This is a genomic window from Oceanobacillus indicireducens (assembly GCF_014647195.1).
Lineage (GTDB): Bacteria > Bacillota > Bacilli > Bacillales > Amphibacillaceae > Oceanobacillus > Oceanobacillus indicireducens.
Window position 1 is genome coordinate 147,502 of the sequence record NZ_BMOS01000006.1, and the last position, 19,235, is coordinate 166,736.

At 37.8% G+C, this 19,235-nt stretch carries 19 protein-coding genes and 3 pseudogenes; 5 read left to right on the forward strand and 17 right to left on the reverse strand.

Annotated features, from left to right (window positions below; genetic code table 11):
* Positions 1–522: pseudogene (locus IEX94_RS06040) on the reverse strand (helix-turn-helix domain-containing protein); the annotation flags it as partial.
* Positions 523–1,089: 567 nt separating this feature from the next.
* On the opposite strand from IEX94_RS06040, the gene IEX94_RS06045 reads away from it, so the two are divergent.
* From IEX94_RS06045 to IEX94_RS20245, 4 genes are all read left to right on the forward strand, one after another.
* Positions 1,090–1,776 carry a response regulator transcription factor gene (locus tag IEX94_RS06045; protein WP_188856446.1) on the forward strand — a complete coding sequence of 229 codons (687 nt, stop codon included), beginning with the start codon at positions 1,090–1,092 and terminating at the stop codon, positions 1,774–1,776.
* The gene (locus tag IEX94_RS06050; protein WP_229782590.1) at positions 1,763–3,838 is read left to right on the forward strand and encodes a sensor histidine kinase; all 2,076 of its coding nucleotides are present in this window, start codon (positions 1,763–1,765) and stop codon (positions 3,836–3,838) included. Before IEX94_RS06045 ends, IEX94_RS06050 begins: the two co-directional genes overlap by 14 nt.
* 95 nt (positions 3,839–3,933) lie before the next feature.
* Positions 3,934–4,296, forward strand: coding sequence for a helix-turn-helix domain-containing protein (locus IEX94_RS06055; RefSeq protein WP_188856447.1), 363 nt, complete (start codon positions 3,934–3,936; stop codon positions 4,294–4,296).
* Positions 4,293–4,550, forward strand: a complete 258-nt coding sequence (locus IEX94_RS20245) for a helix-turn-helix domain-containing protein (RefSeq protein ID WP_188856448.1) — start codon at positions 4,293–4,295, stop codon at positions 4,548–4,550. The genes IEX94_RS06055 and IEX94_RS20245 overlap by 4 nt, the downstream gene beginning before the upstream one ends.
* On the opposite strand, the gene IEX94_RS19670 is transcribed toward IEX94_RS20245, so the two are convergent.
* From IEX94_RS19670 to IEX94_RS06095, 9 genes and pseudogenes are all read right to left on the reverse strand, one after another.
* A complete protein-coding gene (locus IEX94_RS19670) occupies positions 4,498–4,965 on the reverse strand; it encodes a hypothetical protein (RefSeq protein ID WP_229782595.1) in 468 nt (155 codons plus the stop codon). The two genes, IEX94_RS20245 and IEX94_RS19670, sit on opposite strands and share 53 nt — an antisense overlap.
* 66 nt (positions 4,966–5,031) lie before the next feature.
* Positions 5,032–5,148 (reverse strand): annotated as a pseudogene (locus IEX94_RS19675) (hypothetical protein); the annotation flags it as partial.
* 149 nt (positions 5,149–5,297) lie between these two features.
* Positions 5,298–6,137: a recombinase family protein gene (locus tag IEX94_RS19680; RefSeq protein WP_229782591.1), complete on the reverse strand. Its 840-nt coding sequence runs from the start codon at positions 6,135–6,137 to the stop codon at positions 5,298–5,300.
* A 61-nt stretch (positions 6,138–6,198) separates the two neighbouring features.
* A complete protein-coding gene (locus IEX94_RS06070; RefSeq protein ID WP_188856449.1) occupies positions 6,199–6,345 on the reverse strand; it encodes a conjugal transfer protein in 147 nt (48 codons plus the stop codon).
* Positions 6,346–6,708: 363 nt separating this feature from the next.
* Positions 6,709–6,963 (reverse strand): helix-turn-helix domain-containing protein, encoded by a 255-nt coding sequence (locus IEX94_RS06075; RefSeq protein WP_188856450.1) that lies wholly within the window; start codon positions 6,961–6,963, stop codon positions 6,709–6,711.
* Positions 6,947–7,384, reverse strand: a complete 438-nt coding sequence (locus IEX94_RS06080) for an RNA polymerase sigma factor (protein WP_188856451.1) — start codon at positions 7,382–7,384, stop codon at positions 6,947–6,949. Before IEX94_RS06080 ends, IEX94_RS06075 begins: the two co-directional genes overlap by 17 nt.
* 466 nt (positions 7,385–7,850) lie before the next feature.
* Positions 7,851–9,002 carry an acyltransferase family protein gene (locus IEX94_RS06085; RefSeq protein ID WP_188856452.1) on the reverse strand — a complete coding sequence of 384 codons (1,152 nt, stop codon included), beginning with the start codon at positions 9,000–9,002 and terminating at the stop codon, positions 7,851–7,853.
* Between the two features lie 103 nt (positions 9,003–9,105).
* A complete protein-coding gene (locus IEX94_RS06090; RefSeq protein ID WP_188856453.1) occupies positions 9,106–9,339 on the reverse strand; it encodes a hypothetical protein in 234 nt (77 codons plus the stop codon).
* Positions 9,340–9,363: 24 nt separating this feature from the next.
* Positions 9,364–10,077: a GAP family protein gene (locus IEX94_RS06095; protein WP_188856454.1), complete on the reverse strand. Its 714-nt coding sequence runs from the start codon at positions 10,075–10,077 to the stop codon at positions 9,364–9,366.
* Between the two features lie 96 nt (positions 10,078–10,173).
* Here IEX94_RS06095 and IEX94_RS06100 point away from each other — a divergent pair, with 96 nt between their 5' ends.
* Positions 10,174–10,779, forward strand: coding sequence for a TetR/AcrR family transcriptional regulator (locus tag IEX94_RS06100; RefSeq protein ID WP_188856455.1), 606 nt, complete (start codon positions 10,174–10,176; stop codon positions 10,777–10,779).
* A gap of 149 nt (positions 10,780–10,928) precedes the next feature.
* Here IEX94_RS06100 and IEX94_RS20380 read toward each other — a convergent pair.
* From IEX94_RS20380 to IEX94_RS06130, 7 genes and pseudogenes are all read right to left on the reverse strand, one after another.
* Positions 10,929–11,132 (reverse strand): annotated as a pseudogene (locus IEX94_RS20380) (IS4 family transposase); the annotation flags it as partial.
* Positions 11,133–11,231: 99 nt separating this feature from the next.
* Complete coding sequence (locus IEX94_RS06105) at positions 11,232–11,402, reverse strand: hypothetical protein (protein WP_188856456.1); 171 nt, start codon at positions 11,400–11,402, stop codon at positions 11,232–11,234.
* Between the two features lie 1,857 nt (positions 11,403–13,259).
* Positions 13,260–13,511 carry a TetR family transcriptional regulator gene (locus IEX94_RS06110; RefSeq protein WP_188856457.1) on the reverse strand — a complete coding sequence of 84 codons (252 nt, stop codon included), beginning with the start codon at positions 13,509–13,511 and terminating at the stop codon, positions 13,260–13,262.
* Positions 13,512–14,168: 657 nt separating this feature from the next.
* A complete protein-coding gene (locus IEX94_RS06115) occupies positions 14,169–16,115 on the reverse strand; it encodes an ABC transporter permease (RefSeq protein ID WP_229782593.1) in 1,947 nt (648 codons plus the stop codon).
* Positions 16,099–16,884 (reverse strand): ABC transporter ATP-binding protein, encoded by a 786-nt coding sequence (locus IEX94_RS06120; RefSeq protein ID WP_188856459.1) that lies wholly within the window; start codon positions 16,882–16,884, stop codon positions 16,099–16,101. The genes IEX94_RS06115 and IEX94_RS06120 overlap by 17 nt, the downstream gene beginning before the upstream one ends.
* Before the next feature lie 257 nt (positions 16,885–17,141).
* Positions 17,142–18,176, reverse strand: coding sequence for a sensor histidine kinase (locus tag IEX94_RS06125; RefSeq protein WP_188856460.1), 1,035 nt, complete (start codon positions 18,174–18,176; stop codon positions 17,142–17,144).
* A gap of 35 nt (positions 18,177–18,211) precedes the next feature.
* Entirely contained in the window at positions 18,212–18,895 is a 684-nt protein-coding gene (locus IEX94_RS06130; protein WP_188856461.1) for a response regulator transcription factor, read from the reverse strand.
* Positions 18,896–19,235: the final 340 nt, after the last annotated feature.

Sequence of the window (19,235 nt, forward strand, 5' to 3'; positions counted from 1 at the left end):
ACTTTTCCCAAAGTCAAGGGCCTGAGACATTCCTTTCATGTCCAAGTCTTCGGGTAACAACAGCGTCATAGGTGGATGCTAATTCTTTTGATTTGTGGTGAAGAAAGTTCTTCCGTTGATTGGCTGTCTTTTCTTGTAGTTCAGCCACTTTCAAACGCTGCTTTTCCCAACGTGCATGGTTGTGTAAGACTGCTTATGTTTACGACTTTTGAATTTCGGAAATGCAGCACGACCTTCAAAAAAGTTTTTATAAGCTTTTTGTAAGTTCATTTGTGCGTTTGCCAAAGCTAAAGAATCCACTTCTTTTAAAAATGGAAATTCACTTTTATATTTTGCAGGAGTCGGAAATTTTTGCTTTTGAAGTGCTTCTTTATCATCTTTGAACTTTTCATATATTTCCTTGCGTTCTGTTAACATCATGTTGTAGACAAAACGAACACAACCAAATGTTTTGGCTAATAATGCTGCCTGTTCTTTATTTGGTAGCATACGAAATTGGAAGGCTTTATGTTGTTTAGTCATATTCATTCACCCCACCAAACAGCATGTATGTTCCCATTATACCATATGGAAGGAGTTTTGGCTAAAGCCAACCGAAATTCGTCTCCACCTACTCCTTGTTGCTATTCGAACCTTCACATTCCTTGAGGATGGGAGACTTCTTTCGGAAAGCCGTTATATAATGTCCCTGTATCCGTTAAAAATAAATATATCTTTTTTCTCTTCTCTTTCATCCCCCTTCCGTTATGATTATGATTAAGATAACTATAATCCTGGAAAGCCCTTATACCATTCTTAAGAATTTCTTAATGTTATCCCGGCGTAACCGTCCGTAAAACTCCCACCTCAAACCTTCAGTCCATGTCGAGAAAATTTAGGTAGGATGAAACGTAACACCTAAGGTTCGTTCAACTAACAATCCGTAGAGATGAAGAAAACTCCCCGCGGATTGAAGTTTCACTTTACATCGTGACAAATAATAATAAGAAAACCTTAAGAATTAACGCTGTTAATTGTTAAGATTTAGTTGCTATACTATTTTTACTCGAGGAAAGAGAAGTTTTGAATATGATGCAGGAGTGAACGTTCATGAACATCTTAATTTGTGATGATGATAAAGAAATTGTCGATGCGATTGGAATTTATTTAGAACATGAGGGCTATCAAATCCTGAAGGCCTATAATGGGGAAGAAGCGCTTGACGTTATTCAAAATCATGAGATTCACCTTATTATTATGGATATTATGATGCCAGTAATGGATGGAATGAAAGCAACGCGGAAAATTCGTGAGGAAAATAATATTCCCGTCATTATGCTTTCCGCAAAATCAGAGGATACAGATAAAATTATCGGGTTGAATTTAGGGGCTGACGATTACATCACGAAGCCATTTAACCCTCTAGAGTTGATTGCCAGAGTAAAAGCAAGCTTGAGAAGATATACGTCCTTAGGTAGTCTCGAGAAGAAAAGCAATGTCTATCAAACGGGCGGTCTTGAAATTGACGATGAAACGAAGAGCATTATTGCAGATGGAAAAACAGTTCATCTTACACCAGTGCAATATAAAATTCTCAAGCTGCTAACTGCCAATGCTGGGCGAGTATTTTCCATCGAAGAAATTTATGAAAAGGTATGGAATGAACCAGCCTATCGACCGGAAAATACAGTAGCTGTGCATATCCGGAAAATTAGAGAGAAGATTGAAATCAATCCGAAAGAGCCAAAATATTTAAAAGTCGTCTGGGGAGTGGGATATAAAGTTGAAAAAATTTAGTCATACTAATGTTACCAAGTTTATTGTCTTTGTACTGATGATAGCATGCCTTACAGGAGCGATTACATCAGCCATTAACCTAGTGAAGATGCCCTACTATAACTATAGTCTAGTCAATAAAAATTATTATCAAAGTTACGACTATGCGGAACAAAGCTCTTCACTTGTTCGGGACATAGCAGATGTACTGACAATCTATAAAAATGAAGAGCATATTTTAAAAGGGGAAACGATTGACAAGAGCACATGGAATAATATAGAAGAAGAGTTATTCTATGATTATATGGATCATGTACATTCTGATTTCCGGAACACAGAAACCTCTGCAACCGAAGAAGAGCAATATGAGAAATTTGAACAGGAATACAATGAAGAAATCACATTAGGAAGAGAACAACTGATTCAAAGAGAATTAAGAGAATACCATCAGCTGTTGCAAAGGCTAGAAAATAGGAAAGCACCGCTTTATTACGTAACTGATGGAAATCAAGTATATACAAACACAACAATGAAAGATAAAAAGCAGTTTGAAGCCCTGCCTGCTTATTTTATCTTTGAAGACTATAAGATAGAAGCTTATCCGGAAGAAGTACAGGAAAGTGACTACCTAGAATGGGTTACAGAGCCAATTGAACAGCTCAATCAAGAAAACACAGTAGTCTATCTCGCATATACCGAAGAATTTTTAAATCCTGCCATTGAGGAGTGGAACAAGACTAGCGAAGAAGCTTCACAACAATTATACCAATTAATTCTTTTTATCTCGGGCTTTCTTTTCTTATTCATTTATCTTGCACTAGTTATTGGCAGAAAGTCATTTCAAGATAAAGAGATACATTTCCATTTCGTTGATAAAATGTTCACGGATATAAATGTAATCATTGTCGCTGCTTTCATCTTGTTATTCTTTGTACTTGCGGAATTCTTATATAATGTCGATCAACAAATGATTCTATTGATTTCAATTCCAATTGCTATTATTGTCTTTGTGTTGATTTTATCGCTTGTGAAGCATATTAAAAACAGAACGTTATTTAAGCATACATTGATTTTCCAAATAATTTTGATCATCGTTCAATGGATAAATAATATATACCGGAGCGGCAAAACGGGAATGAAAACTGTATTAATCGTTGTCGGTTATCCAATTTTAATTGCCCTAACTTTCTTCATGTTCCCAGTAACAATTGGAGTCGCAGCATGGTTTGCTTATAAAAAAGTGAAAGAATTCCAAGCAATTCAAGACGGGGTTGCTGAAATTAAAACAGGAAATCTGCATCACCCGATTGATGTCACCAGTAAAGGCGAATTTGCGACATTAGCTAAAAATATTAATACCATCACGGATGGATTAAAAAATGCAGTAAATAATGAATTAAAAAGTGAGCGGCTGAAAACCGAGCTAATTACAAATGTCTCCCATGATATTAGAACTCCCCTCACTTCCATTATTACGTATGTCGACTTATTAAAACAGACAGAAGACCCAATCATAGCGAAGGGATTTGTGGAAATTTTAGATCAAAAATCAAAGCGGCTTAAAAGTTTGACCGATAACTTATTCGATGCAGCCAAAGCCTCTAGCGGGAATGTTCCTGTAGAGCTAGAAAAAATTGATGTAAATTCATTAATTACACAAGGCATAGGCGAACTGACAGATAAAATTGAAGCTAATAATCTCCAATTCAAAGTAAATCATCCCGAAGACAAGATCTATGTGAAAGCGGATGGCAGATTACTCTGGCGTTCCATCGAAAATCTTTTCTCCAATATTTTTAATTATGCGCTAGAAGGTTCGAGGGTCTACATTGATATTACTGATCGAGATGACAAGATCCAGATGACCTTTAAAAATATTTCCGCTGCAGAGTTAAATATGACGGCTGATGAATTAATGGAGCGATTTAAACGAGGAGATGAATCGAGATCAACAGAAGGCAGCGGGCTCGGACTGTCCATCGCCAGAAGCCTAATTGAGTTACAAAAGGGCGATTTTAGCATTCACATCGATGGAGATTTGTTTAAAGTAATTATCAAGCTGCCGAAATATCTTGAAAAATAAGTGTAAGATAGTACACATCGTTTTTTGATATGCTCCCAATATGGTAGACAGAGAAATATTAAAAATTCTCTACTACTATATTGGGCGCATTTTCTATGTCTAAAAGAAGAAGTAAACATACGTTAGACGAAAGAATCGAGGCAGTATTACGTGTAATTGAGGGGAGGACGTCTGTCAGTACGATTGCTAAAGAATACTCTGTTGACCGTACTACGATTAACTTATGGGTGAGTAAATACGAAGCAGATGGTGTGGATGGTTTAAAGGAAGCGAGGATATGGAAGAAGTATTCCAGCGAACTGAAAAGGGAAGCTGTTGAATTTTATCTAAGTGGAGAAGGCAGTCTGAGAATGACTTGTGAGAAGTTTAATATTTCATCTAATTCGGTTTTACGTCAATGGATAAACCAGTACACTAGTGGAAAAGAGATAAAATCTACTAGTAAAGAGAAACCATGACAAAAGGGCGTAAAACCACACTTCAAGAACGCATTGAAATTGTCCAATATACGATTGCGAACGAATGCAATTATCATGAGGCGGTTAAAAAGTATAATGCTTCTTATCAACAAGTATATAGCTGGGTACGTAAATATGGAAAAGATGGGAAACAGGGTCTTCAGGATCGCCGTGGAAAAACTCTAGAATCAAAGGCTAGCTTTACCGAAGAAGAAAAATACTATTACTTAAACCCGTTTTATATACAAACGTAATCATGGCAGGATCTTTATTTCCCTCTTCATCTACTCCACCGACAATTACCTTGTCAACGACACTTTCAAATACATACCGATCAAACGTATCAATCACTTCATTTTGTTCCAATACTTTTTTGAAAGCTAACAAGCGTTTTTTAATATCCTTTTCTTCTTCTAAATTCGATAAGGACTTTTCTCTTGTTTGTACTTTCTCATTAATCTCTTGCATAAGTGAATTATATTTATCTTCATGCGTATCTTTATCGATAATATTCTCCAGTATCATATCCACTAATTTATTCTTTTTGTTTTCTAATCCTTGAATTTCTTTTTCTATTTTAGCTATTTCTTTATGAATCGTATTGGAACTTAATGCTTCTTCCATTCGTTGCAAAAATTCTTCCAATACGTCTTTGTTATTATTACACATAATTCGGTAACTTTCTAGAAAAGCTTTTTCAATAGCTTCTTCGGGTATTCCTTTACTGTGTGGACAGAACTTTTTTCCCTTCTTTGTACTTGTAACGCACTGCCAAATCGTTTTGCTATATTTCGTTGAACTATGCCATCTACGTCTTGTTAGTGTACCTCCACAATAGGCACAATCATACAACTAAACGCATATTTACGACTATACTTTTCTCGCTTCCCGCCATTATTTTCTACTGTATTTCGTCCCCCATTTCTTCTCATTCTAATTTCCTGTGCTTTATCAAACATTTCAGCACTGACAATTGGTTCATGGTGATTTCGTAAATAATACTAATCTTCCTCACCAAAGTTTTCTAATCGACGTTTTGAAATGGGATCTAATGTAAAAGTTTTTCCCATTAAAATATCGCCTTTATATTTTTCATTCTTGATAATTCCGAGTACAGTTGTTTCAGCCCATGTTGGAGTACCTCTCTTTGTTTTGTAGCCTAAATTCTCTAGCTCCCTTGAGATAATACTCCCTCCGGCTCCCTCCACATATCTCTGAAAAATATAACGAACAATTTCCGCTTCTTTTTCATTAATTGAAATACTTTTATCTTCTGGATGATAGTCATAACCAAGGCATCCTTGAAAACCAACTAACTCTCCACGTTGCATTTTCATCTTTAAACCTTTTTTAACATTAGCGGATATATTTTCGACTTCTTGTTGTGCGACTGAACTTAATACGACAAGCAACAATTCTCCATCCATTGTCAATGTATTGATTTTTTCATCTTCAAAATAAACGGCTATATCTCTTTCTTTTAACTTCCGAACATATTTCAGCGTATCTAATGTATTCCTTGCAAATCTAGATATTGATTTCGTAATCACCATATCAATATCTCCATTCATACAATCATTGATCATTCGTTGAAAGTCTTCACGTTTCGTTACTTGTGTGCCTGTGATGGCTTCATCTGCATAGATATCAGCTAACACCCATTCAACATTTTTCTGAATTAAATCAGAATAATAAGAGACTTGTGATTTATAGCTATTTAACCGATCTTCCGAATCTGTACTTACCCTACAATAGGCTGCTACCATAAGCTGTTTTATTTCTTTTCCACGCTTCCGGCTGGCTAAGTCACTATTGGCACGAATCACTTCTACTTTTGACATAACAGCTCCTCCTTTTGTGTTCCCTATCTACTTTCTATTGTATCGCCAATAGAAACACAATTCAGCCTGTACTATCAGAAATGATGTCATATTCTTTCATTAATTTATTTTTAACCATGTAATATTCTTTCTCAGTAATCAATTTACGGGTTAGCAGTTGTTTTAACATAGCAATTTGCATACTATAAGGAATCAAGTTCTGTTTCAAAAAACATGCCCCCTTATAATTAATCAATTAAAATCAGATGGCTGTTGGTACAGCTCCAGGGGAATTTCACCCCTGCAAGTATTCCTTCCAGCTCTACTCATAGCTTGCGACGCTTTGAACGCTCGAACCATGACGGTAAAGGAGTATCATTATCTATACTGATGGGTTATCACCAACAATCCACCACGATTGCATTAGACTCATAGATAATCGCTCGTTTCTATCGAAAGTCATGGCGTATGAATCAAGTAGCTCATCATCAGTAGAACGTATCTGATTTTCGGTTTATACTGCACGGTGTTATCTTCCGTGCTTTCTTTGTCAAAGAACAATATATGTGAAAGGGAAAACTTAACCATGTAATCAAATCTTGAAAGCTAAAATGCCATACATAAGCTTCGAACGTAAACGATCATGTGTGTCTACATCAATGCCCAAATACGTATTACCACGCTCATTATAAATTTTACGCATAGACAAACTTGCCATATAGCTTCCATAATGCAAAATAACGTAATTCATCGCTTCTGGATCACCCTTATTTGCAGCTAAAATAATTGGATACGGTAATAAGCCACATTCGTTGTCTTTTGTGTTAGCATCAATCATCCCAGTCATCTGCATGTTCCTCCAAAAATCGCTTTAACCTTTTAAAAGAGCTTGTCCGTCTATACTGAACCGTACTACGAGGAATCTCTAGTAGTTCGGCTATTTCTACATCTGATTTATCAAAAAAATAGTATAGTAGGACTGTCTTACGCTTTTCTATTGGCAAAGTACGCAACGCTTCAGCGAGTAATTTCGGAGTGATTTTCTTTCCAGCCACTTGAAAACTTTGTCCTTCTTCTCCTTCATATTGCTGATCTAAGGTATAGAGTTGATTTTCTTCTTGTGGTGTGAGATCAGAAAATGTCATCTCCTTTGCTTGTCGTTGTTGTCTTTCGTTGAAAATATTGATTGCTTCATTCTTCAATACACGTTTACAAAAAGCATTAAATGCACAGCGAACTTGCCACACGGTACGATCTGGTTCTATCATGCATTTCCTCTCCCTTCGCAACTGCAAAGGTGGGTGATGATTTCCTCTTTCATAACCTTCAACAAGATTTTTTATGAAATGCCAAAAATAAGAGCAATATTTTAAAAAATATTCATTAAATACAAAAAAGCCCAACTGAACATAAGCCAGGTGGGAGTAAAGATTTATACATATTATTAAATGGAAAATTCTATTTAAAAAAGTTGAAAGCCTTAGTTCAAGAAGAAAACAAATTACGACAAAACAAAAAAGTAAAAGTAGATATGAGCTAAAGCGCGATTATCCTGTGAAGACATTACTCAAAATTTCCGGTATTCCACGTAACACTTATTATTATAAAATTAATACTTTTGAGCACTCAGATAAAAATTCAAAGTGGAAAAGGCTCATTAGTTCTATTTTTGAGAAGCATAAGGGCAGATATGGTTATCGTCGTATCCTCTTTTTTTCTTTAATATTCACCATCCTAAAGAATCTTTGACGCAAAGGGAATCTGCTTAATTATATAACTTAACAAGAAGCAAAGTGGTATCGTGATCAGAATCATAGCTAGAAACATGAAGGATGGTGGAAAGTGGATGACCTTCAATCCAGCAATAACAATAGCGATAATCGGTATATGAATGATGTAAATCACGAAAGAATGGGCTGACAAGAAGCTCCAACCTTTTCCTTGATGAAAAACTCTTTTGCGAAAGAATATGATTAATCCGAGAATGACGCCAACACAAAATAGAGCTTCCCACAGAGAATAAACCAAAGATGTCCAGTTCCAGCCGCCAGAAAACTGTAATCCGTCTATCCCAAATATCAAGACTAAGGGAAGGAGAAGAATCGATGCTCCAATTGCAATTCCAAAACCCGCCCTACCCATAGAATCAGGAGTATTTCGAAACCAATTGCGTTGGTAAGCGATGATGCCCAAAATGAATAGCCCGACATATTGTGGGAGATCGTAGCCGCTTGCTGTAAAAAGTCCAACGAATGATTGAACCCCGGGAGATCCACCGGGTAAATCAAGAGCAGGGACCCACAGTCTTATGATGAAGTATCCTACTGCTAATATCATGACAAAGACTGTAAACATCCTGTAGGTGGGTGGCGTACTCTGACGAACTACTGATAGCTTATTTTTACTCATAAATTTCGCCCAGACTGCGTATAAACAAACGAATACGAAAAGTAGCTCGACGTACCACATCGGGCCATAGGTTAAATGTGAAAAATAGGTTTGCCATGTAAATGGCTCCTGGTTAAGCATATAGACTTCAATTGATTGAACTTGGCTAAGAATGAGAACGTAGAAGATAAACGGGACTAGGAACCGGATAAATCTATCTTTGATAAATCGGGTTGCTCCATTACGTTCAAAAGATGAAGGAACAAAATATCCGGAAATAAGAAAAAACGTCCCCATGAAAAAAGTCTGATTAAAAGCAAGGAATAGAAGGCCCATAACAACCCCAATAGACCCTTGTGATAATACCTCGTTATAGATGGAAAAATACACTAAATGATGTAGCACTACTAACATTGTAAGAGCTGCCCTTAGGTTATCAATAAAGTATAACCGACCTTCCTTTTGGAGAGACGAGCTCCCTATATGTTTTGAATTCATAATAATTCTTATGTTCCCCTCTATGAATATTTAAAAATATATCTCAAAAGAGCATCCGCCAAACTGGACGGCTATGTAAAAGCCATCCTAATTGCTTTATATTTTAATTTTCTCTTTTAGTTGATCTTTTAGTTGATCCGTCTATTTTCCAAGAGGCTAACCCTATGATTCCGCCAACTACAATAAATATAATGTCCATAACAATTTCAAGTCCCTGAAACGCATTAATATAATTTACCAAAAACCAACTTTTTCCACCATTAGTCAAATGATTGATTAATCCGCCTACTCCCTGTATAACGAAAAGTAGACCAAGTCCACTGATAATTTCTTTCATGATGAACACCTCATTAATAATTTTTTAATTTAATATGCCTCTAAGACCGATGTTGAAAAAAACCGCACCTACGACTCCTATCGCTACCAAGAGTGAGGAAATCGGAGCTTCATTTAATTTTGATCTAATTTTATTTAGAAATTGTTGCAGTCTCTCTTTAAACATAATATTAACCCCTAACAAAAGAAGAGAAGGAAGCACCATTACAAGATTGTAGCCAATTATAATAAAGATAGAAGAGGAAGGCTCAATTGTTAGGTGATTCATTAACAAAATGGAATAAAAGTAAGGCAAAGCAGTTACAAATTCAATTAGAAAAACAATGATACCTAACATGATCATCCCTTTCATCGTTGTTTTTTGGGGGATAAATGAAATTAAACGTTTTTTTGTATTTTCATTTGGTTTACAGAAGCTAATTAGAGCCATAACTGCTCCAAAAAGGATATAAAACCAATTGATAAAGTCAAATTCAGATAACTTTCCGATTCCTTTCAATAGTGAATCTCCACCAAAGTATAGGAATAAGCCCACCAGAAGATAGCCAAACTGCGTAATAAACAAAAAAACAAGCAAGCGAGAAGATAATTGATTAGGCTGTGTCAATAATAAATAGGCTGTTACAGCAAGTACACCAGGACTTAATATATCAATTAATGCGCAAATAGAAATAATTAGCAAAGCTATCGATGTGTCTAATGATGAAGAAGGCATCAATGCTTCAATACTTTCGATCAAATATAGAGTCCCTCCTTTTTATATGTTATAATTTAAATAACACAGTGTGTTAAAATTATAATAACACACTGTGTTAAGAAAGGGAAGTGATTTTTTATGCCAAGGATGGTTAATCATGAAAAAAAGAGGAAGTCAATTGCTGAGGCCGCTTGGAGTATTATTAAGAAAGAGGGAATCGAAAAAGCATCTATAAGAAGAGTTGCTACTGAGGCAGGCATGTCTGCTGGAGCGTTAAGACATTATTTTTCAACTAAGGATGAAATGTTATTATTTATCATGGATTATTATCTGGAAGAAGGGAAAAAACGTTCTCAAAGTAAAAGTTGGTCAGACAATCCATTGCAGGCAGTCGCAGCAGTTTTATTGGAGCTTGTACCAATTGATGAAGAAAAGAAAATCGAAACGAGTGTTTGGTGGATCCTTGCACTTCAGTCACTTACAAGTGATACATTAAAAGAAAAAAAAGATGAAATGACTAACGGTATGTATGAATTAGCAAGTTCAATGATCGAGATATTAGCTCTACAAGGGATTTTATCTGATTCAACTAATGTAAAATTAGAAAAGAGTAGGCTAGCGGTATTAATTGATGGATTGTCCATTCATGCTCTGTTAAGACCTGATGTCTACTCTCCAGATAAGGTGAAGGAAGTAATCCGTTATCATTTAGAAACACTCTGCAATGAAAGTCAATTGAGTTAGTTGATCATGTATCAATATTATTCGATGAGTTAGTAGATTTTGTTTTTTAGAAAAAAATTGATTTTTTTCACTTAAAAGCTGCAATAGCCAAGCAAAGAGTGACCCAAATTTGGCAACTACTATTGTGTTAAAAAAGCAGATTAGTGGAAGAAACCAACTGTTCGTTTGTCTATATTCAAATCGATGTTCTGGTACCGATTTTTCTCTGTTTTTGAACTCAAAGAAAAAAGCAAGTGGCCTAAAAGACACACCATCTGACCAGCCAAGAGTGAGCATACGAAATCCTTTGAAAACCTTTCAGTTGTGTGGTTCTTCATTCTGCTAAGCAGTTCAATCTCCTTACTTTGATTAGATGAAAATAAGGAGGATGATTCTGAACCTCAAGAGAAGAAAGCTGACCCAATGCTTGTTTTATTCACGTTGGCCGTGGCCAGTTAATAAATGAAAGTCGTTTAGTAACTGTTATGCAACTGTAACTGGATTGTATTAGCTATAGGAGCATATCTGTCTAAGGTTTTTGGGTGGTTTCGATCACTTGCTTTAGGAATGATGTTTGTCTTAGCATTGGGGGTACTAAAAGGAACAAATACGACAACGATAATCTCACTAACAGGACTCTGCATAGCTCTTCCTCCTTTAGGTGTTCAAGTTTTGAAAAGTGGGAGTAAGCCCAAATTGAAAACCGTACTATTTTTACGTAATTATTATTGTATTGGTGCTCAGTTCGTGGTTATTCATGAGTGAAATGGAAAGACCTAATTAAATTCATATTGTGTTTATTACAATTAAAGATATATGTAAAAGATGCTTCTGTTGATGTAATAGGACTTCCCTAATCAACAGGAGCTTTGCATCTCTTTCACATTTCAACCTTCCACAATCGGGAGCTATTCTTATAAAGAAATTAGCCCATTTAAGACCATTTTCTTTGTGAATCTGATGTGGATTTGAAAAAATTGTTATTAATTCAAGTTTCGGACATAAAAAATAAGCTCTAACGATTGGTATGAAAGGGATAGGTGCAATTGCAATTCTATTATCTTACAATCAACCGGATATCAGAAAGCAAATTGAAGTGCTAAGAGAACAAAAGGAAAGCCATACACGTACAAAAAATTAAAAACAGATAATGGATAAAGGTAAGGATCTCCTCCTGGCAGCAAAGAATGAGCGTATCAAAAAACTTGAAGAGGAAAACAGACAGCTCAAAGTGAACTAAAAAGTTTCGTGGGAAGCTTTATGGGACACTTTTAAAATAAAGATCAACAATGTCACAGAGATTTACTCATGTACACTCATTATTCTCATGGCGCAGCTTCATCCGCCGGCAATATTGATCAACTGATTCAATAATTCCGTGCAGTATCAATTGATCATAAGAGTAAAAAAACTTTACATAGATGTTTGTTTACTGGTCTATAGCATCAGAAATCGTTCCAGCAACCTCTTCGATTCGCTAAACATAAGGAAAATGCAACGTGAACTAACGTTTCCCTTCCTCATTTTTGCAATGTCATAATTTGCCCTGTAGGGTTATGTATTTCTGGCACCATTTGTACCATCATATTGAGTAATGTTAATTCGTTACTATTAGCATTAAAAGTAAGTGGAGGCATATTCAGATGAGGTTGCGACACTAACAATTAGGGTTTTAATCTCGCATCTTCTAAAATCTGAATTATATCAAATGTTTCATTAGCAAGTGTAAGAGCTTCTTTTATTGATAAATGAAGCCCTCGCTCAAACTCTTTATCTCTATCTCTTTTATCTGCTACATTAAGAAATACTGTTTCAAGTCGTTGAGGCACTGGACCTTTTATATGAGATATTAGATTTGCTATGGTTACTCTTTGGAGTTGGGTGCCATAGTCTTCATCTGATTATTGTTTAATTGCTTGATAAACCCATTTTTTCAAATATACATTTTTCCAACGTATAGAAATATCCAATGAGCAACCTACTTTCTGTACTAGTTTGAAATACTATTATACCTATTTCTACGTAGTAAAATAAATTCATTTCTTAGCTAATCTGCTAGTTCACTTAAAAACTTCAACAAAAAAAGCATTAATTCTTACTTAATTAACACCCCTTTAACTGAATATGAATGCCTTGGCATTCCTTTCAGATTTTTAAGTAAAGATGTTCGGCTGTAAGAGTGATGGGAAAATTGACATGTACGCGATGTTAAAGGGAGTTTTATTTATACCGGAAAAATTTTTCATATTCATCAATTTGATCCGGACTTATTCCAGTTTTATTAATCGCTTCTTGTTGAAGTGAATTATTGCAACTTTTACATATATAGTATTTATTTTCTCCTTTTTTGATTTTATAATATTGTGAATCGGAGCGATTAATCGTAAATTTTTTTTTGCAGAAAAACATATAGTATCTAACATATTTTTTTACACTTCCTATCAGATTTTTATTGAAAAGTAACTATTTTAAACCTATGATTCAAAATGTGTATTTTACCTCTAATTTACTGCCATCCTAAACTTCTCGCCGTAAGCCTCGATATCTTCCAGCGTTTGCGAATCCACGCCTCCACTTCCTCTTTTTCTTTTCATTCTTTGCCATGCTTCCCACAAGATATCAGGTCGATAAATCTTGTCGTACAATGCATGAAATCGACGAGTCTTACTTTCCTTGGCACAAAGATATAATGTTTTCCAGAGTTCTTGAGCTTTCACTTTATTGGTGTAGTTAGCCATTTTCTTGGCATTCACTGACTCTTACCTCCTTTGAACATGTGAACGAAGTAGGGTAATGGCTATTTGCCGTCCTTCCCTAAACAACGTTATGTTGTCGTTGTTATCATCGGTACTATGACCCCCTCCGACTCCCTCTTGGTCCATCCACCATTTCACAATAAGCTTATAGATTTCTGTTTTACTTCTTTCGAAAGAAAGTGACCGAGGAGAGTATCCCCAGTTCCGTTAACTACTTTCCTAACATGTCGCTCCCCATACCCCGAGGGATTCTTTGGTGTTGCTTTTCCAAGTGCTTCACACCTTCCATGGTTTTCGCCCATATCACCCAGGCTCAACTTCCCTTTCATCCTCATAGAGGGTTGTAATTGACAAGGCGGCAGGATTCACTTAATGTTACAACCTGTTAGGTTGCTCGCACTCTTGATAGAGTTACTTTGTCACAGGGCTTCAACCTTAGAATTTCTTCACCGGTCGCCTGTCAGCTACTGAGTGTCTTGGCACTTACTCAGGTTGGACTTTCACCTACTAGCAATTAACGGCTTGCTGGGCACGCGTAAAACAAAAAATCGATTCCCTGTACGATAAGGAATCGATTTCTTTAAGTTAAAAATATGCTTAGCGTACAAAATGTCCGAAATGTTGGCAGTACCCCATATAGCTTATCCCCCCTATTTATAAGTGATGGTTATGACATAGCGTTTTTACAATGTTGCGGTAGTATCTTATGGTTAACAGAGCGAATACAAAATAAATAACTGTATAAATCGTCATGGCAATGGATGCCGGAAACATGGTGTTCGACCGGATCATAAATGAAGCCGCCTTGATAGCAAATATCGAATGTAGCATACCAATCGTTAGTGGGAGAAGGAACACAATGGCCTGTTTTCGTATAATGCCTTTCATGATCATATTCACGTCAAATCCAAGCTGACGCAATGTCTTAAAGCTTTGTTTTTCCTGCTCGGCTTCGGTCATTTGCTTGAAATATAAGATACTGCCGGTCGAGATCAAAAAGACAAGTCCAAGGAAAGCTGCGATGAAAATGAGCAAGCCTGTCGTCTGCAGCACTTCTTTGTACTGCGTATAGAAATCATAGGTTAATTGATCATCACTGACGTATTTTGCGTTGTATAAAGAGGAAGCTTTGGAGAGCTCTTCCTTGTCTGGAACTTGATACGTATCAAAGCGAATTTTTTTATAATCAGGCGTACCGGCCATTTCCTTAGCAATCTCATCCATCGTCGCTTCTGACACGAGCAGCTGATTGCCAGGAGCATCTAAATTCATGATATTCCTTTCCATCAATGTCCTCAATGTATACATAACGGTCTGTCCGTGCTGCTCCAGCTCTATTTTGGTTGGATATCGCTTCGACTGCTCATCTAAGTCCCCAGCAAGTGAGGCCCCAGCATTGTACAAAATGACTTCTCCATCTGGTGGAATGTTGATGTCTGCGCCTGTTTGTTTAAGCTGTTCGGCCGGAAGCCATAACAAACTTTCTTCAAATTTGTCGGATTCGTCGTTCGGATTAAGGATAGTGCCCATCGTTAGAACCGCTTCAACGACGTGGTGTTTAACATCGATGCCTTCCTTCTCCAAATCCTTCTTGAATGACTGTGCCTCCTGTCGCTCGTTTTCAAACATAAAATCATAAGGGAGATCACGGCGGGTCTCTTGCTCTACAGAGTAGTAGAAGGAGTATGCCATGGAAATCATCGTGATGGTCATGGCTGACAACAACGTAATCAAGGTAAGTGAGTTGGCATTTGCTTTCGTATGGTGCATCAGCGGAGCTACCGACAGGCTGTTTGTTAAGCCTAGATGTCCATCTTTATGTTTGCGGAACTGGTAAAAGCACCATCTGATTGTAATCCGAAACAATAGGAAAGTTCCTGCAACGATGGATCCGAGCATCAATAGTGCGTTAACGAATAACTGTTTATTGATATGACCTGATAATTCATATCCATATCCAATCAGCGCCAAACCGAGCAGAGCAAAAATAGCAGATGTCACCGCTTTGGGCGGCTTATCGAGGTCAGGACGCTTATCAGCTTGAAACAGATCTATAAGGGTGCTGCGATAAAGCCTCCATATCATTTGAATGGAAGTGATGACGATGATGAGAAGATAGACCATCAATGTTTTCAAAGCCGCTGGTACGGAGAAGCCGATTTCGACAATCCCTTCTAAATCGAGCAGATTCAACAAAATCAAGACGAACAGTCTTGAAATCAACGCACCGAAAATGATTGCGGCAAGTAATGCACCTAAACCAATCAGTATATTCTCGATTATTAGATAACGTGCTACCCAGCCTTTGGAAAGACCAATCAGCTGATATAGTCCGATTTCCCGACTGCGCCGACGAAGGAAAATGCCGTTGGCCGAGATAGAAAAAATCCCAACGATTATAATCAGCATGACTCCTGCAATTTGAAACCCAGCAAAGAAGTCAACACTCGGATATGTCATATTCTGAACAGCCTGATCGTGTTGTAGTGAGGTGAAAACAAAATACAGGCTCATACTAAAGTTTAGCGCAAAGAAGTACAAATAATAATGCTTCACATTTTGTCGCATACTGCGAAGCGCTAATTCAAAAACTGTCAACATTATCGCCCCCCAGTACAGCTTGCACGTCCATAATTTCATTAAAGAAGGCATGTCTTGTTTTATCGCCGCGGTACAGCTCGGAATAAATCTTCCCGTCCCTTAAAAACACAACACGGCTACAATAGCTGGAGGCAACCGGATCATGGGTCACCATGACAACGGTGACGCCTCGCTGCTGATTCACCTTCTCCATCACGTCCAGTAACGAGGATGCGGATTTGGAATCCAGTGCACCTGTTGGTTCGTCCGCAAACACGATGGAAGGCTGGTGGATTAGGGCGCGCCCAGCAGCTGTCCGTTGTTTCTGGCCGCCTGATAATTCATGCGGATATTTTTTTGCCAGTGCTCTTATATCAAACACATCGGCAATGGCTGTGAACTTGCTTTCCGCTTTCCGCTTGCTCATTTTGCTAAGAGAGATGGGTAGCAATATATTTTCCTTCACTGTCAACGTATCCAGCAGATTATAATCCTGGAAGATGAATCCCAACTTGTTGCGACGAAAGGTGGAAAGCGCGGTATTACTTAGCTTAGAGATATCTTCATCATCAATTAAAACCGTTCCGTCCGTTGTATGATCAATCGTGGCTAAGACGTTAAGCAATGTCGTCTTGCCTGAGCCAGAAGGACCCATAATGCCGACAAATTCACTGCGGGTGACGTGTAAATCTATTCCTTTTAATACATGTTGTGTATTTCCTTTAGTACCAAATGTTTTGTGGACATTTCGTGCTTGTAAAACGGTTTCTCCTACATTCAACTGATTCATAACGTACCTCCAAATCATAATTGTTGCTTGACGATAGCTTTATTATACTGTTGGATTTTCCGCTTGTCGTACGTTTTACATGACAATCTGGCAAGACAACGTGACAATATTGTCATGTTCACTATTCCACAGAACAAAGGTGCTGGAGTCGGACGTTGCTAGCCCTGGATACCTAAGTTATCCACAGCATTTTTTTATAGTTTCCTATGCAACTAAAAAACAGCCAGGTACAATCCTGACTGCTTCATGGCTGGATATTACTCGCCCGACCCTCTTCGGACAGCTTCGAATGCGTTGGGATTGACGAAAATTATTCGCATTACCGTACCTTTCGTTTGACCGGGTTGCACTTTGAGGGTAATTCCTAGTTTATCTGCAACGTTTTTTGCGAGATAAAGTCCCAGTCCAGTCGCTCTGTTTTGAATCCTGCCGTTTTCGCCTGTGAAGCCTTTGTCAAAGATACGCGGCAATTCGTGCGGCTGTATTCCCGGTCCTTCATCGATGACATCCAAATAGACCTGGCCTGTCCCCGTTACATCCGTCACAATCATAAGTGCCGTATTCGCAGGAGTATATTTCACTGCATTCGTCAACAGTTGCCGCAGAATGAAGCGGCACCATTTTTGATCTGTAATGGCCTTTACATCCGTTCCTTCGATACTGACGGCCAGATTTTTTTCCATACACCATGGCGCCAGCTCCCGTACTTCTTCCGCGGCAAGGCGCTGTATGGAGGCCAATTCAAGAACATAGTCTGATTCGATTGCGGGCAGACGTGTCATATGTAGATGACGGTCAACCAACAAATACACCCGCAACCATTCCGCTTCTATTTTACGTATTTCCGGATCACTTGGCTGGGCGTCCAGGATTAGCTTCATAGCGGTGAGAGGAGTCTTCACCTCGTGGATCCACGAGGCCGTGAATTCATTCTCAATCAGTTGAGTTTTCTTATAGTCAGAAAGCTTTCGTTTGAACTGAAGGGAAGCCTCCCGTAAGATGTCGTTGGTCAGCTGGTCTAGGCCGTCCCCAGGCTCAGGAAGTGTCTCAATCCAATTTAAAGCCATATCTTCCTGCAGAGTAGCTAATGCAGCGGCATATTTTGTCTCTCTTTTGAAGCGCCATATAAAAAACAGGAGAAAGGACAGAATAAATAAGGCGTTAAAATAAAAGAGAGAAGTAGATGTGACCTGGATGCCTTGATCAAGCAGGATTAGAGCATTAGCTAAGCCGAGCAAGCCGGCAAATAGTAAAATCCAGCTTTTCCTTGCATCAACGTAACGAATAAACATGGCACGGTCCCCCTTTCAGTACATGTTCATAATCTCTATAAAGTGATGGCCATATAACCAAGTCCTTTTTTTGTCACAATAGCGTCTGCCAAATCGATTGGCTCCAGTTTCTGCCGTAAACGGGTTATATTCGCCGTAAGGGTATTGTCATTTACGAACTGCTCGTCCTCCCATAGCTTTCTCATCAAGTCATGGCGCGAGATAATGGCATTGTTCGATCTCACGAGCGTGATCAGTATAAAAAATTCGTTTTTTGTTAAATCCACTTCTTTCCCAGCGTTTCGAATTACACCTCGATTCAAATCAATCAAAGCGCCGTTCCATTCAACAATATTCGATTGCTCTTCCCCATAAGCATATGTCCTCCGGAGAATGGCTTGAATTTTGGCATAAAGTACGTCTGTATGAAACGGCTTCTGGATGAAGTCATCCGCCCCCATGTTCAGTGCCATGACCATATCTATTGGGTGATCGCGGGAGGAGAGGAAAACAATGGGTACTTTAGATACAGCGCGAATCTCGCGAGCCCAATGAAAACCGTCAAATTTCGGCAGTATGACATCCATGATGACGAGCTGGGGCTGCTGTTTGAGAAATGAACGCATCACACCTTCAAAATCATCTGGTCTCGTAACCCGGAACGACCAAGCCTCCAGACCTTTCTTCAACGCAGCAAACAAAGCATCATCATCTTCAACAACAAATATGTTTATCTTCATTGACCCAGCCTCCTAATGTCGCAAATTTGATTGTTGTAATTAAAATAATTGGCGGTAACAAATAATTACTCCTCATTAAGGACCATTGAACCCGAATAGTTATTGTCTTGAAAGGACAATGGTTTTTAGACCTGATATCAAGTACTTTATATTTGTCTGGTTTAACATTAACAACTAAATACTCTTTATCATCTTTTATTAAAAATCTCCCCTTATTCTACAATCTGGCCCGTTTGTTGAATAAACAACTCTTTTTCTAGTACCAATATTTCATACTATACAATAAACACACATTTTTTTCTATAAATCACACGCTTCATTGTAAAATGAAATGCAACAG